Here is a 15,208-nt window from a genome sequence, read left to right as displayed (position 1 = left end):
CCCAAAGCCGGATTGATTTCAAAAAAGAAAGGAGAACCACCATGCTGAGTTGGGCTATCACTTTCCTCATCATCGCCATTGTCGCCGCCGTACTGGGCTTCGGTGGTATCGCTGGCGCGGCCACGGGTATCGCGAAGATCCTGTTCATCGTCTTCCTGGTCCTGTTCGTAGCCTCCTTCTTCTTTGGACGTGGTCGAGGTTGAAGATGCGCAGGAAGCTTTGCACAGCCCTGGCTGCCGCCTGCTTGCTGGGCGGCAGTGCAGCGGCGATGGCGGCCAATGACGGCCAGGTCCGGGTCGATCAGTTGCTCGGCTCGGACCCTGAATACCAGGAAACCTGGCAGGACACGATCAAGGGCGAGGAGCGCTTGCCCGATTGGGTAGTCAACCTCACCGGCAGTGCCCAGGAGCAGATGTCGGCAGTCACCGAGGACGGCGACCAGTATCTGGTCGGGCCCTTGTGTGAAACGGCGCAAAACTGCACCTACAAGCGTCTGATCGTGGCGTTTAGCTGGGACAAGGACCAAGCCTACGGGATGCTCGTAGAGGTGCCCGAAGCCTTGCCGAGCGACAAGTCGCCTACCCGTCATGCGCAATACCGCTTTATTGGCGAACCGGATGATGGCATGCAGGCGATGTTGCGCGAGCAACTCAAGCGTGACCCGAAGTGGTACTGAGCTTTTATAAGCCGTTACCGATGAACGGTTATGCACTGTCACGTAACAGAAGCTGAACCTTTTTATATTTCAGCCTTCTATGATGCGCCGCCCCGAGGAGGGGCAGCACATGACCAAGGGGCCGGGCTGTTCTGACTGTTGCAGGGTCGGAGTGGCCTAGGGGTACAGGGAGTGCCTCCAGCAATGGGCCGGGTCAGGAAAGGCGGAATCGGAAGCCTCAGGTCGGTGGTGTCATCAGGGATACCCTGTGCCGACCTGACTTCCGAGGAGCCAACGAGGAACCGTCAAGGCAATCAGGCAAATTACCCTTCTTGCGTGTTTTTCCCTCAAAGACACATTTTGTCTCGACCGTACATCAACTTTTTTTCGCCCGCCAGGGTCCCCTCGCAAGTGGCATTTCGGCCATTCGGATTGTCGAACAAGCCATCTAGCCCCCTCCGAAGACGCTGCCAAATCTGCCTAAAAATGGCGCTTTGGTCTTGTTCGGGATTCCGAACGTTATAAATCAAGCACTTGCGACATGCCATTTTTAGCGTAAATCATTATGCAGTTTCGGCATGGGGTATACGTTTCAGGCATTAGATTTCCCCCTTCCCCATCGCAATAGTTGCCGCCTTTTCGCTGGCCCGAGCGCCCAGTCGCTCGCTCGCGGTGTCCTTACATGAGGCCACCGGACGGAAGCTTTTCGCTCACCGTGACGTTGCCAACGGCTCTGTTACGCGCGTTTTCGTCCGGCGCCCATGACCACTAGAACAAAGGGTAAAGACATGAAGAAGGCAAAACTGAGCCTCGCCTGGCAGATCGTGATCGGTCTGGTCCTGGGCGTTGCAATCGGCGCGCTACTGAATCATTTCAGTGCAGAAAAGGCATGGTGGATCAGCAACGTCCTCCAGCCCGCTGGTGACATCTTCATTCGCCTGATCAAGATGATCGTCGTCCCGATCGTGATCTCGTCGCTGATCGTGGGCATCGCCGGAGTTGGCGACGCGAAGAAACTGGGCAGCATCGGCCTCAAGACCATCATCTACTTCGAGGTGGTGACCACCATCGCCATCGTCGTCGGCCTGGTGTTGGCCAACCTGTTCCACCCGGGTGCCGGCATCGACATGAGCACCCTGGGTACCGTGGACATCTCCAAGTACCAGGCCACTGCGGCCGAAGTGCAGCATGAGCATGCATTCATCGAAACCCTGCTCAACCTGATCCCGTCGAACATCTTCGCGGCGCTGATGCGTGGCGAAATGCTGCCGATCATCTTCTTCTCGGTGATGTTCGGCCTGGGCCTATCGAGCCTTCAGGCAGAGCTGCGCGACCCGCTGGTGCGTACCTTCCAGGCCGTGTCGGAGACCATGTTCAAGGTCACCCACATGATCATGAACTACGCCCCGATCGGCGTGTTCGCCCTGATCGCCGTCACCGTCGCCAACTTCGGCTTCAGCTCGCTGCTGCCGCTGGCCAAGCTGGTGCTGCTGGTGTACTTCGCCATCGCCTTCTTCGCCTTCATGGTGCTGGGCCTGGTGGCACGCGTGTTTGGCTTCTCGGTGATCAAGATCATGCGCATCATGAAAGATGAGCTGATCCTGGCCTACTCCACCTCCAGCTCCGAAACCGTGCTGCCGCGGGTGATCGAGAAGATGGAGAAGTACGGCGCGCCGAAGTCGATCTGCTCGTTCGTGGTGCCGACCGGCTATTCGTTCAACCTCGACGGTTCGACCCTGTACCAGAGCATCGCGGCAATCTTCATCGCCCAGCTGTACGGCATCGACCTGTCGTGGAGCCAGCAGCTGCTGCTGGTGCTGACCCTGATGGTCACCTCCAAGGGTATTGCCGGCGTACCGGGCGTGTCGTTCGTGGTGTTGCTGGCGACCCTGGGCAGCGTGGGCATCCCGCTGGAAGGCCTGGCCTTCATCGCCGGTGTCGACCGCATCATGGACATGGCCCGTACTGCGCTGAACGTGGTCGGCAACGCCCTGGCCGCGCTGGTCATCGCACGCTGGGAAGGCATGTACGACGCTGCCAAGGGCGAGCAGTACTATGCTTCGCTGATGGCCGACAAGCAGGGAGCTGTGGTGGTTGGCGAAGCCGCCAAGCGCTGAAGCTGATGCGTTGAACAAAAAGCCCCGACTTGTCGGGGCTTTTTGTTGTGTGGCGGATTGTGGGGGGCGCGTTGCGCCCCTTTCTAGGGACTGCGTCTTGCGTGGGCGCCTGCAATCTCCGTTATCATTCGGGCACTTTTCAGGGGGAACAATCGGATGCTCAACGGCCTTTGGCTCGGCTTTTTCCTGGTGGCGGCCGTCTCCGCCCTGGCCCAGTGGCTGATCGGCGGCAACGCCGGCATCTTCGCCGCCATGGTCGAGAGCATCTTCGCCATGGCCAAGCTGTCGGTGGAGGTGATGGTCCTGTTGTTCGGTACCCTGACCCTGTGGCTGGGCTTTCTGAAAATCGCCGAGAAGGCCGGTATCGTCGAGTGGCTGGCCAAGGTCCTCGGCCCGCTGTTCGCCAGGCTGATGCCCGAGGTGCCGCCGGGGCACCCGGCCCTGGGCCTGATCACCATGAACTTCGCGGCCAATGGCCTGGGGCTGGACAACGCGGCCACGCCGATTGGCCTTAAGGCCATGCGCGCGCTGCAGGAGCTGAACCCCAGCAGCAGCACCGCAAGCAACGCACAGATCCTGTTCCTGGTACTCAATGCGTCGTCGCTGACCCTGTTGCCGGTGACCATCTTCATGTACCGCGCGCAGCAAGGCGCGACCGACCCGACGCTGGTATTTTTGCCGATCCTGCTGGCTACCAGCGTGTCGACCCTGGTGGGCCTGCTGTCGGTGGCGGTGATGCAGCGCCTGCGCCTGTGGGACCCGGTGGTGCTGGCCTACCTGATCCCCGGTGCGTTGCTGTTGGGCTGCTTCATGGCCTTTCTCGGCACCTTGTCGGCCGCTGCGCTGGCGGGCCTGTCGTCGATCCTGGGCAACCTCACGCTGTTCGGTGTGATCATCCTGTTCCTGGTGATCGGTGCGCTGAAGCGGGTCAAGGTGTACGAAGCCTTTGTCGAAGGCGCCAAGGAAGGCTTTGATGTGGCCAAGAGCCTGCTGCCCTACCTAGTGGCCATGCTCGTGGCAGTCGGCGTACTGCGCGCCTCGGGCGCGCTGGAGCTGGCGCTGGACGGCATTCGCCATGCGGTGAACTGGATGGGCATGGATACCCGCTTCGTCGAAGGCCTGCCCACCGCGCTGGTCAAGCCGTTCTCGGGCAGTGCGGCGCGGGCCATGTTGATCGAGACCATGCAGACCCACGGTGTGGACAGCTTCCCGGCACTGGTCGCGGCGACCGTTCAGGGCAGTACCGAGACCACCTTCTATGTGCTGGCGGTGTACTTCGGTGCCGTGGGCATCCAGCGGGTACGCCACGCGGTCGGTTGCGCCCTGCTGGCCGAATTTTCCGGCGTGGTCGCGGCGATCTTGGTCTGCTACTGGTTCTTCGGCTGAGCCTGGACCTGAGCTTGGGCCTGCGTGGCCTGGGCGACGGTCCAGCTGACTACCTGCCCGACCAGTTGGTCGCTGGCGCCGCCGAAGCCTGCAACCACTGCCGAAACCTCCCTGGCGGCCAGCGGTTGGCGGATCTCGAAGCGTTTGCTGGCGAGGATACGCTGACTGCGCCCTTGGACCAGACGCGCATCGTAGCGAATCACCACCTCCACTGCCCCGTCCGGGCGGTACTCACTCTGAAACGCCTGCAGCTCGCCGGCCAGCTCGTAGTCGGCCTGCAGGTTGCTGTCATCGGCGCTCAGGCGTTGAACCTGGCCGTCACGCTGGAAGCCATCGAGCAGGCGGTTGCGTAGCAGTACTGGCGCGGCGTCGCTCCAGCGTGCGCCCTTGTAGCTGCTGACCACGTCTCCCTGTGGGATCACCGCGATCCGTGGGCCGGCCAGTACTTCGCTGGCCAGCGGTTTGTTAAGCCGCAGCGACCAGTCCAGCGGCGCGGCAACGCGGCTGGGTTGGTTCACCGGCAGGCGATACAGGTCCACAGGTTCGCTTTGCGGCAGGATCGAGCAGGCACTGGCCAGGCTCACCGCGGCCGCCAGGGCCAACAGGCGCAGCGATGCTTTCATGGCTGGAACTCCTTGTTGTTGTCGCGTCCGAGCAGGTAGCCGCTCGGGTCGGCCTCCAACTGCCGGGAAATGCCCTTGAGTGCGTTGAGGGTTTCGCGCAGCTCGCGGATGGCGGGGGTTAGCTGGTTCAGGCCCTGGGCACCGTCACCGATGGCCTCGCTGTTGTTCTTGAGCAGCGCATTGATGGTCGCCGTGCTTTCGGCCAGCGACTGCATGGCCTGCTCGGCGCTGCCGATGGCCTGTTTGCCCTCGCTGCCGAGCAGGCTGTTGGCGTTGCGCATCAGCGCCTGGGTTTCGGCCAGGGTGGCGCTGGCCTGTTTGCCGACCTGCACCAGCTGCGTGATGGCCTCGGCAATACTGCCGTGCTGGCCGGCGAAGGCACCGGTGGTCTTGTCGAGATTGGCCAGGGTGCTGCTAAGGTGGCCGATGTTGTCTTCCGAGAACATCAGGTTGGCGTTGTGCAGCAGCAGGTTGATGTTGGTCACCAAGTCGCTGCTGTCGTTGAGCAGGCGCGAGATTGGCGAAGGCGAGGCGATGATCACTGGCAGCTTGCCATCCTTGCCCTTGAGCTCGGGGCTATGCGGCGTGCCGCCGCTGAGCTGGATGAACGCGTTGCCGGTGACCCCGGCCAGGGTCAGCTTGGCCTGGGTATCCTCCTTGACCGGCGTGTCGCCGCTCAGCCGTACCCGGGCCAGCACGCGGCGAGGGTCCTTCGGGTCCAGGCGCAGGGTCGACACGTCGCCCACCTTGATGCCGTTGTACTGCACCGGGCTGCCGCGGGACAGGCCCGAGACGGCTTCGTTGAACACCACTTCGTAATCCTTGAAGGCATCGTCGACACTGGACTTGGTCAGCCACAGGCCAAACAGCATGGCACCGGCCACCACCAGGACGGTGACCAGGCCGATGAGGACGTGATGTGCTCGGGTTTCCATCGTTCAGCGCTCCTGGCCCGGGCGGGCGGCGGCCTGTTCGGCTGCGCGCCCGCGTGGGCCGTGAAAGTATTCTTGAATCCAGGCGTCGTCGGCTTGCTCGACCTCGGCCAGGGGGCCGGCCACCAGGACCTTTTTCTGCGACAGCACCGCCACCCGGTCAGTGATGGTGTAGAGGGTGTCCAGGTCGTGGGTGATGAGAAACACCGACAGGCCGAGTGCGTCGCGCAGGGTCAGGATCAACTGGTCGAACGCGGCGGCGCCGATCGGGTCGAGGCCTGCGGTGGGCTCGTCGAGGAACAGGATGTCCGGGTCCAGTGCCAGGGCACGTGCCAGCGCTGCGCGCTTGATCATGCCGCCGGACAGCGAGGCGGGGTATTTGTCGGCAGCCGAGATGGGCAGGCCGGCCAGGGCCAGCTTGACCCCGGCCAGGTGCTCGGCGTCGGCGCGGGACAAGCCGGCGTGTTCGATCAGCGGCAAGGCGACGTTTTCGGTGATGGTCAGCGACGAGAACAGCGCGCCCTTCTGGAACAGCACGCCGAAGCGTCGCTCGACCAACGAACGCTGTTCTTCACGCAACTCGGCCAGGTCCTGGCCAAATACCTTGATCTGCCCCTCGTTAGGCCGTCGCAGGCCGATGATGCTGCGCAACAGCACCGATTTGCCGCTACCCGAGCCACCGACCACGGCAAGGATCTCGCCCCGGTACAGGTTCAGGTCGAGGTTTTCATGCACGCTCTGGCTGCCGAAGCGGTTACAGATGCCCCGTGCCTCGATCACGGTTTCCCGGCCGCTCACCAGCCCATCTCCATGAAGAACAGTGCCGCCACCGCATCCAGCACGATGACCACGAAAATCGACTGCACCACTGCCGAGGTGGTGTGGGCGCCCACGGACTCCGCGCTGCCGCTGACCTTGAAGCCTTCCAGGCAGCCGATGGCGGCGATCAGGAAGGCAAAAAACGGTGCTTTGGCCAGGCCGACGAGGAAGTGCTGCACACCGATGTCGGTCTGCAGCAGCGACAGGAACATGGCGGGTGAGATATCCAGCGACAGGGCACACACCACCGCGCCGCCGACGATGCCGCAGATCATCGCGAGGAAGGTCAGCAGCGGCAACGAAATCAATAGCGCCAATACCCGTGGCACCACCAGCAGCTCCATGGGGTTGAGGCCCAGGGTGCGGATGGCGTCGATTTCTTCGTTGGCCTTCATCGAGCCGATCTGCGCGGTGAAGGCACTGGCCGTGCGGCCGGCCATGAGGATGGCGGTCAACAGCACGGCAAACTCACGCAAGAACGAGAACGCCACCAGGTCGACGGTGAAGAGGGTCGCGCCGAATGCGGCCAGCACCGTTGCGCCCAGAAACGCCACCACCGCGCCCACCAGAAAGGTCAGCAAGGCGACGATGGGGGCAGCATCCAGGCCGGTCTGTTCGATGTGCGCCACGACCGGCGTAAGCCGCCAGCGGTGGGGCTGGAAGGCCCGGCGCAGCAAGGTTTCGAGAATCAGGCCGACGAAGCCGAGCAACTGCCGGGTGTCTTGCCAGAGGGTGCTGACGGCACGGCCGATACGTTCGAGCAGCAACAGCAGCACCGGGCGTTCGGCCTCCTTGACCGGAATGCAGTAGTCCTGCACCGAGCAGTACACGGTCTTGAGCAGGGCACGGCTGGCGTCGGGCAGGCCATCGGTGCAGTGCGACAGGCGTTCGGCACCGAGCAGTTCGGCCAGCAGCGAGGCGCCGGCGGTGTCGAGGCGGCCCAGTTGGCTGAGGTCGGCAACGGCGTCGTTGCTGCATTGCGTGCGCAGGCGTTCGCTGTCGCGCTTGAGGCTGGCATAGTGGGCCAGGGTCCAGTCACCGGTAATACGCAGGCAGGGCGGTTGGTGGCTGGTGTCCAAGGTGGCGCTGGGGGGTGTCATAGGCTCCATGCAACTGACTCGGCGCTAAGGCTTAGGGGCTGATCATAGCGCAGAGGGCATGGGGCGGTTTATTGATTCTGTGCTCAAACCAGGAAGCTATGGGCTCGGCGCATCGTCGACCACTTTGAACCGCAGCACCCCGATCACCTGGCCGTCCTCGGTCAGCACCCTCACCTGCCATTTACCGACCGGGTTAGGCGGGAAGTTCTGCTTGTGGGTCCAGGCCCGGTAGCCTTCCTTGCGCCCGCCATGAATATCCAGCGCAATCCGGTCTACTTCCTTGCCGTCTTTTTGCCACACGTGGTAAATGCGCTCGTTCAGGCCCCGGGGGGCGTTGACCGAGGTGTACGCATACAGCCCGCTGGTCTTGATGCGGCTGGCGGCGATCTCGTCCAGTGACTCGCCGGGCTGGCGATTGAGCACTTCGGTGCTGACGGCCACTTCGGTCATCCACAACGTCGCCGGTGGTACCCACGAGCGCAGCAACCACCCCCCGCCGCCCACCGACAGGGTCACCAGAACCAGCGCCACGCCGCGCCGCCAGGTATTGACCGGGAAGCTGCTGGCCAGGCTCGGGAACGACAGGGCCATGGCAATGATCAACGCCAGCTTGAAGCTTTGTGCGGTGGTCAGGTGAAGAATGATCGGCAGCGCGGTGAGCAGCGCCGCGAATAAGGTCAGCGTGTGCAGCGCGAGGAACAGCCAGCGCCGCGGCGCCAACCACTTGTAGTACAGCGGGTCGACGATCGAGATCAGCCCGGCGGCGGCGAGCAGGCCGGTGAATACCAGTTGGCCGCTGTTCCAGGTGGTGGTGATGAAGAAGAACGGCAGGACGAAGAACAGTGTTTCCTGGTGGATCATCTGCGTCGCGTAGCGCAGCAACGGTTGCGGGATCTCACGGTTGAAGGTGCGGGCGAACAGGCCGGTGAGGGTGTTTTCCAGCATCAGCCAGACCCAGCTGACCAGCATCAGGATCGCCACCCAGCTGGCCAGGCCGGCCTGGCGGTCGACCAGGATGAAGCTGCCGATGCCGGAGAGGAAGCCTCCGAGCGCGATGATGCCGGGGTAGCGTTTAAGCAGTTCGATGACGCGCTGGACGATGCGGGGAATTGGGGGCATGGGTCTACAACAGGGAGAGATAGGGTGGCTGTGCCGGCCTCTTTTCGGGCAACCCCGTGAAGAGGCCGGTACTGGCTAAAGGATACCGCCGAATCACGCTTTGCGTGTAGCACCGCTCGGTGGTTGCGGGGTATGCCGGCGCCAACGCAGCAACCCGGCCGCCAGGATCAGCCCCAGCAGCAAGGCGAGCAACCCGTACAGCTCGTCATAACCCAGCAGGGGCTTCTCGATGCGCAGGTAGCCCTGGTCCTTGAGCAGTGCCTGCAACGCTTCGTTGGCCTGCGCCAGGCTGACCTGCCGCAACTTTCGCACCGGGTTGGCAAAGCGCCCGTCGTTGTAGTCGTTCAACGCCCCCCAGTAGTAGTCGGCCAAGGCGCTGTTGCCCTGGGTGCTCCAGCTTTCCCGGGCCATGCTGGCGCCCTTGATGCGGGCGAAGGTATCCGGGTCGAGGCCTTCCTTGCGCAGGTGGTCGAACAACCCCTGCATCACCTTGACCGCCTGGTCGACGTCGTCGCGTTCCAGGTCGGCGTTGAGGCTGAGCATGCCGCTGTCACCGAAGCTCTCGCGCTGTACCGACGGCCCGTAGGACAAGCCATTGCGCAGGCGCAGCTGGTCGTATAGCGCCCAATCCAGGTAGCGTGACAGCAGGTCGAGGGTCGGCTGATGGTCGTTGTCCAGCACCGGCTCGATGAACAGCCAGTGCAGCTTGACGCTTTCGCCCAGCCAGCCGCGAGTCAGGTCGCGGCGTTGCTCGGCCTGCTGGCTGATGCTTTCGAGGTTGCGGCGCTCTTCCGGCTCGGTGGCAGGCAGCTCGCCAAAGGTGCGCTCCAGGTACGCCGGCAGCAGGCGGTCGAGGCCGCCGACCATGATCAGGGTCATGTTGTTGGCCGCGTACCAGCGGTCGCGCAAGGCCTGCACCTGCTCCAGGGTCATGTCGTCGATGTTCGAGCGCTCGGCACACTTGAGGCCCAGTTCGGTCGCCAGTTGGTCACTGGCAGGGTGGCCGATGTCCTGGCGGTCCAACCAGCGTTGCAGGTGACCATAGTGGCCGCCGTCCTCGCGCTCGATGATCCTTTTCGCCGTGGCCAGGGCCTTGGCGTCGATAGGGGTGTCGCGGATCACCGCCAGCAGCAGGTCGAGCACTTTACGCTGGTTACGCGCAGGTGCCTCGATCACGAACGTGGTGTCGGCGCTGCTGGTATAGGCGTTCCACTCGCCACCCAAGGCTTGCAGGCGCTCTTCCAGTCCGCCCTCGCCGGTTTCGTCGATACCGCTGAACAGCAGGTGCTCGAGCAGGTGTGGCAGCTCCTTCTGCTCACAGTCTAAGTCATCCAGGCCAACCCCGACCACCAGGCGGATGGCCACGTGGTCGCGTTCATAGCCGTCCTTGAGGATGACCTGCAGACCGTTGGGCAACAGGTACCCCTCTACCCGCGAGCGGTCGAGGGCCAGGGTGGGCAGGCTGCAGAACAGCAGGCAAACGAACATCAGGCAACGCATGGGCGAGCTTGGCTCTCCTGGTAGGCGAAATCACGGCAAGCGGGCTTCGTCCGGCACAGTGTCGAGCATCAGCCCGCCGGTGTCCGAACCGCCTAGTACCACATAGGCACTGCTGCAGAACAAAGAGTTCAACCGCTTCATGTCGGCAATCAGCTCCAAGTGTAGCGAACTGGTCTCGATACTTTGCACCACCTTGCGTTGCAGGCGGCTGACATGCGCGTGGGCAAGGCGCCTTTCCTGCGCACGGAAACGGCGTTTTTCACGCAGCAGCAGCTGTGCGCTCTCGGGGTCTGCGCTGAGAAACACCGACAGGCCGAGGCGCAGGTTCGACAACAGCTGTTCTTGCAGGCCGGTCAGTTCCTCCAGGCCGACCTGGGAAAACGCCCGGCGTTGGCTGGTTTTCTGCTGCTGGACCTTGCGCAGCATGCGCTCGACCAGGTCGCAGGCCAGCTTGAGGTTGATCGCCAGTTCGATGATTTCGGCCCAGCGCCGGTTGTCGCGCTCGCTGAGGTCCTCCCGCGTCATTTGCGCCAGGTACAGTTTGATGGCGCTGTACAAGGCCTCGGCGTCCTCGGCCAAGGCGCGCACCTGCTGTGGCAGGGCTGTCTGGGTGCCGCGCAGGGCGCCGAGCATGGCTTCGAGCAGGTTGTCGACAATATCGCCCAGGCGCAGGGTCTCGCGGGCGGCATTGGCCAGTGCCAGGCTGGGGGTGTCGAGCGCCGAGGCATCGAGGTGGCGCGGGCGCACTTGGCCGTTGCCGTTTTCGCGTTCGGGCAGCAAGCTGTTGCACAACCGGCCCATAGGTTTGACGGTGGGCAGCATGATCAGGCAGCGCAAGGTGTTGTAGAGCAGGTGGAAGCCGATCACTAGCTCCTGAGGGCTGAAGCTCAGTGTGTCCATCCACGTCACCAGTGGGTGCAGCACCGGAATGATCAGCACCAGGCCGATCAGCTTGTACAGCAAGCTGCCCAGTGCCACACGCCGCCCGGCGGCGTTCTGCATGCTGGTGCTGATGAACGCCAGCAAGCCGCTACCGATGTTGGCACCGACCACCAGGCCGATGGCCACCGGCAGGCTGATCAGGTCGGCGCCGGCCAGCGTCGCGGTGAGCAGCACGGCCGCCAGGCTGGAATAGGAAATCATGGCAAACAGCGCGCCGACCAGGGCATCGAGCAAGATGTCGCCGGTCAGCGAGGCGAACAGCACTTTCACCCCCTGGGCATGGGTGATGGGTGCAGCGGCCTGCACGATCAGCTCCAGGGCCAGGATGATCAAGCCAAGCCCGATCCCTACCCGGCCCAATTGGCCGACCCGGGTCTGCTTGCGGGAAAGGAAGAAGATCACCCCTAGAAAAATCAGCAGCGGTGAGAGCCACGACAGGTCGAAGGTCAGCACCCTGGCCATGAGCGCGGTGCCGACATCGGCGCCGAGCATGATCGCCAGGGCTGGCGTCATGGCCATCAGGCCCTGGCCGACGAAGGATGTGACCAGCATGGCGGTGGCGTTGCTGCTCTGCACCATGGCGGTGACGAGGATCCCGGCGATGAACGCCAGGGGGCGCTTGTTCATGTTCTGGCTGATGATGCGGCGCAGGTCGGACCCGAATACCCGCAGGATGCCAGTACGCACGATATGTGTACCCCAGACCAATAGCGTCACGGCCGAGAGCAGGTTGAGCAGGGTCAGCATGGCGAAGCCCCCTGTTGCCGATGGCCCATGCGGGCCAAGAAGTGGAGCGTGGGCGCTTGAGAAATTTCAGTGCCCACTCAAAGCTTTAGTTGTTTTGTGCAGCTGTTGCCAGCTTCGCATGGCTGTCACTCATTTGAAACACACCGCGCATGAATGATTGCCCTGTATTTCTGTGGCCGCATCAACGAAAAAGGGCCCCGAAGGGCCCTTTTCTGCAACACGCTTCCTGGGTTTATTGACCCGGAATGTCCTTGCGCAGTTTCACCGGATCATGCTCTTTGCCATCCTTGCCATCCTTGCGTGATGAGGCAGTGCGCATACGGATGTTGATCGCTTCCACCGCCAGCGAGAACGCCATGGCGAAGTAGACGTAGCCTTTTGGCACATGCACGTCGAACGATTCGGCGATCAGTACCGTACCGACCACGATCAGGAACGACAGCGCGAGCATCTTCAGCGAAGGGTGCTTGTCGATGAAGTTGCTGATGGCACCGGCGCACAGCATCATCACCAGCACGGCGACGACGATGGCGGCGATCATCACCGGCACATGGGACACCATGCCCACTGCGGTGATCACCGAGTCCAGCGAGAACACGATGTCGATGATGGCGATCTGGATGATGGTGTAGAAGAACTTGCCGCCCGCGCCTTTGGGCTCGTCGCTGCTTTCGTCTTCACCTTCCAGGCCGTGGTAGATCTCCTGCGAGCTCTTCCACAGCAGGAACAGGCCACCGAAGAACAGGATCAGGTCGCGCCCGGAGATGCCATGGCCGAAGACCTCGAACAGGTCGGCAGTCAGGCGCATGACCCAGGTGATCGACAGCAGCAAGAGGATGCGCGTGACCATGGCCAGGGCCAGGCCGAAGATCCGGGTACGTGGCTGCATGTGCTTGGGCATGCGGCTGACCAGGATCGAAATCATGATGATGTTGTCGATCCCGAGCACGATCTCAAGCGCGGTGAGGGTGAAAAAGGCAACCCAGATTTCCGGGCTGGTCAGCCATTCCATGTGTATTCCTTCGAGCGATAAAGGCGACGCGCCCGGACAAGGGGCGCGTCGCGGTAGGGTAATACGTGTTTATTAAAGACTACTGAACAGCGGGAAAATGCCCATCAGCAATGCGGCGAGCATTATGCACAGGCACACCAGAACTGCCCACTTCAAGGTGAAGCGCTGGTGGTCGCCGAATTCGATGCCGGCCAGGGCCACCAGCAGGTAGGTGGAGGGTACCAGGGGGCTGAGCAGGTGTACCGGCTGGCCGACGATCGACGCACGGGCCATCTCGACCGGGCTGATGCCATAGTGGCTGGCCGCTTCGGCAAGCACCGGCAACACGCCGTAGTAGAAGGCGTCGTTGGACATGAAGAAGGTGAACGGCATGCTCACGATCGCGGTGATCACCGCCAGGTACGGGCCCATTGCATCGGGGATGACCGCCAGCAGGCTCTTGGACATGGCATCGACCATGCCGGTGCCCGACAGGATGCCGGTGAAGATACCTGCGGCGAAGATCAGCCCGGTGACGGCCAGCACGCTGCCGGCATGGGCGGCAATGCGATCTTTCTGCTGTTGCAGGCAGGGGTAGTTGACGATCATGGCGATGCTGAAGGCGATCATGAACAGTACCGGCAGTGGCAGTACGCCTGCGATCAGGGCAACCATCAGGGCTGCGGTCAGGGCGCCGTTGAAGTACAGGAGCTTGGGGCGACGCGCATCCGGGTACTGCGAAACGGTGATTTCGCTGTGGTCGATGTCGTCGGTCGGCAGGTGCAGTTCACCCAGACGAGCACGCTCGCGTTTGCCGTACATATAGGCAATGGCCAGGATCGCCAGCACGCCGAACAGCATCGCCGGGATCATCGGCACGAAAATGTCCGATGGGTCCACGTGCAGGGCGCTGGCGGCGCGGGCGGTCGGGCCACCCCACGGGGTCATGTTCATCACGCCGCCGGCGAGAATGATCAGCCCGGCCATGATCCGCGGGCTCATGCCCAAGCGGCTGTACATCGGCAACATGGCGGCGCAGCAGATCATGTAGGTGGTGGCGCCGTCACCGTCGAGCGAGACCACCAGGGCCAGCACGGCGGTGCCCACCGAGACTTTCAGCGGGTCACCTTTGACCAGCTTGAGGATCTTGCGCACGGCCGGGTCGAACAGGCCAGAGTCGATCATCAGGGCGAAATAGAGAATGGCGAACATCAACATCACGCCGGTGGGCGCGAGCTTGCTGATGCCGTCGAGCATCATCGGGCCGATCTTGGCGGAAAAACCACCGAACAGGGCGAACAGGATCGGTACCAGGATCAGCGCGATCAAGGCCGACAGGCGCTTGGTCATGATCAGGTACATGAAGGTGATGACCATGGCAAAGCCGAGGAAGGTCAGCATGGCAATACTCCAGGCGTGGCGCGGCGAAAGGACAGTCGATTCGGGCGGATCAGCGCGTCGGGCGCTGCGCAGGGAGCTTGCGAAGGGGCACTACGAGAAGGCGGGCACAGGAATACATCAGAATCACCATTGTTGTTGTTGATTGGGCCGGGCGCGGAAATTTCCGGATGCCCTGGCTGACCGGTCTTGTGCCGGTAGTGGGCGCTATCCTATGAGGGCAAGCTTTCAGCCAGCTTTCGCTGAGACAAAGGCGACAGGAGGTAGGTGATGCAGGATGTGACCGAGGGTGGCTGCCATTGTGGCGCCTTGCGTTATCGGTTGGAGGGCGCGCTGACGGATGTTGCCCACTGCCATTGCACGATTTGTCGGCGGGTCAGTGGTGGTTTGGTGGTGACCTGGCTGACTCTGCCCCGCTCGGGTTTTCAATGGTTGGCGGGCGAGCCGAACTGCTACGTGGCACCGGCCAGTTGCAGCCGGTACTTCTGTGGGCATTGCGGGGCGCATGTGGCGCTGGTTACTGCGCACAGCCCGCACAGCATTGATGTGACGGTGGCGACGCTGGACCACCCGGAACGGGTGCGGGCCAACCGGCATATCTGGATTGGTAGCCGGCTGCCCTGGTTGCACCTGGACGAGGACTTGCCGGGCGAGGCTGAGGAAAGCTTGTAGGAGCGGCCTTGCGTCGCGAAAGGGCTGCGCAGCGGCCCCGGGATTTGGGACTGTCAGTTTTTTTGTGTTCCGACCGGTCCGGCGCCCCCGGCAAGGCCGCTCCTATGTATGGACTCGCCCACATTGTCTAGCTGCTTTTGAGCATTGGAACCCGGTTGCATCTATGTATCAGGCCTATTCGAGGAAGCTTTTCGCTTCTGGCCAACA

At 62.7% G+C, this 15,208-nt stretch carries 14 protein-coding genes; 5 read left to right on the top strand and 9 right to left on the bottom strand.

Features of this window, described 5'->3' with window-relative positions:
* Positions 1 to 41 precede the first annotated feature (41 nt).
* The 4 genes from HU766_RS08110 (at position 42) to HU766_RS08095 (ending at position 4,158) form a co-directional block, all read left to right on the top strand.
* A complete protein-coding gene (locus tag HU766_RS08110; protein WP_003252966.1) occupies positions 42 to 203 on the top strand; it encodes a DUF1328 domain-containing protein in 162 nt (53 codons plus the stop codon).
* A 2-nt stretch (positions 204 to 205) separates the two neighbouring features.
* On the top strand, positions 206 to 676 hold the full coding sequence (locus tag HU766_RS08105) for an inhibitor of vertebrate lysozyme family protein (protein WP_186655295.1): 471 nt from the start codon (positions 206 to 208) through the stop codon (positions 674 to 676).
* Positions 677 to 1,443: 767 nt separating this feature from the next.
* Complete coding sequence (gltP, locus tag HU766_RS08100) at positions 1,444 to 2,772, top strand: glutamate/aspartate:proton symporter GltP (RefSeq protein WP_186655293.1); 1,329 nt, start codon at positions 1,444 to 1,446, stop codon at positions 2,770 to 2,772.
* A gap of 156 nt (positions 2,773 to 2,928) precedes the next feature.
* Complete coding sequence (locus HU766_RS08095) at positions 2,929 to 4,158, top strand: spore maturation protein (protein WP_033702545.1); 1,230 nt, start codon at positions 2,929 to 2,931, stop codon at positions 4,156 to 4,158.
* Here HU766_RS08095 and HU766_RS08090 read toward each other — a convergent pair.
* The 9 genes from HU766_RS08090 to HU766_RS08050 all read right to left on the bottom strand — a co-directional run bounded on the left by HU766_RS08090 (position 4,140) and on the right by HU766_RS08050 (position 14,332).
* A complete protein-coding gene (locus HU766_RS08090; RefSeq protein ID WP_095065507.1) occupies positions 4,140 to 4,781 on the bottom strand; it encodes an ABC-type transport auxiliary lipoprotein family protein in 642 nt (213 codons plus the stop codon). The genes HU766_RS08095 and HU766_RS08090 overlap by 19 nt on opposite strands.
* On the bottom strand, positions 4,778 to 5,716 hold the full coding sequence (locus HU766_RS08085) for an MlaD family protein (protein WP_033702547.1): 939 nt from the start codon (positions 5,714 to 5,716) through the stop codon (positions 4,778 to 4,780). Before HU766_RS08085 ends, HU766_RS08090 begins: the two co-directional genes overlap by 4 nt.
* 3 nt (positions 5,717 to 5,719) lie before the next feature.
* Complete coding sequence (locus HU766_RS08080; protein ID WP_186655291.1) at positions 5,720 to 6,511, bottom strand: ATP-binding cassette domain-containing protein; 792 nt, start codon at positions 6,509 to 6,511, stop codon at positions 5,720 to 5,722.
* Positions 6,508 to 7,641, bottom strand: coding sequence for an MlaE family lipid ABC transporter permease subunit (locus tag HU766_RS08075; protein ID WP_186655280.1), 1,134 nt, complete (start codon positions 7,639 to 7,641; stop codon positions 6,508 to 6,510). The genes HU766_RS08080 and HU766_RS08075 overlap by 4 nt, the downstream gene beginning before the upstream one ends.
* Positions 7,642 to 7,728: 87 nt before the next feature.
* The gene (locus HU766_RS08070) at positions 7,729 to 8,751 is read right to left on the bottom strand and encodes a DUF5924 family protein (RefSeq protein WP_186655278.1); all 1,023 of its coding nucleotides are present in this window, start codon (positions 8,749 to 8,751) and stop codon (positions 7,729 to 7,731) included.
* Between the two features lie 93 nt (positions 8,752 to 8,844).
* Entirely contained in the window at positions 8,845 to 10,251 is a 1,407-nt protein-coding gene (locus HU766_RS08065) for a pitrilysin family protein (RefSeq protein WP_186655275.1), read from the bottom strand.
* A 30-nt stretch (positions 10,252 to 10,281) separates the two neighbouring features.
* On the bottom strand, positions 10,282 to 11,940 hold the full coding sequence (locus HU766_RS08060; RefSeq protein WP_186655272.1) for a Na/Pi cotransporter family protein: 1,659 nt from the start codon (positions 11,938 to 11,940) through the stop codon (positions 10,282 to 10,284).
* Between the two features lie 232 nt (positions 11,941 to 12,172).
* Entirely contained in the window at positions 12,173 to 12,952 is a 780-nt protein-coding gene (locus HU766_RS08055; protein WP_186655270.1) for a TerC family protein, read from the bottom strand.
* A gap of 72 nt (positions 12,953 to 13,024) precedes the next feature.
* Positions 13,025 to 14,332, bottom strand: coding sequence for a CitMHS family transporter (locus HU766_RS08050; protein WP_186655266.1), 1,308 nt, complete (start codon positions 14,330 to 14,332; stop codon positions 13,025 to 13,027).
* Positions 14,333 to 14,599: 267 nt separating this feature from the next.
* On the opposite strand from HU766_RS08050, the gene HU766_RS08045 reads away from it, so the two are divergent.
* Positions 14,600 to 15,001 (top strand): GFA family protein, encoded by a 402-nt coding sequence (locus HU766_RS08045; protein ID WP_033702555.1) that lies wholly within the window; start codon positions 14,600 to 14,602, stop codon positions 14,999 to 15,001.
* Positions 15,002 to 15,208 lie beyond the last annotated feature (207 nt).

It is taken from the genome of Pseudomonas sp. SWRI77, from assembly GCF_014269105.1.
Lineage (GTDB): Bacteria > Pseudomonadota > Gammaproteobacteria > Pseudomonadales > Pseudomonadaceae > Aquipseudomonas > Aquipseudomonas capeferrum.
Note: the sequence above shows the minus strand (reverse complement) of the source record. Positions and strands in the feature narration are given on the sequence as shown.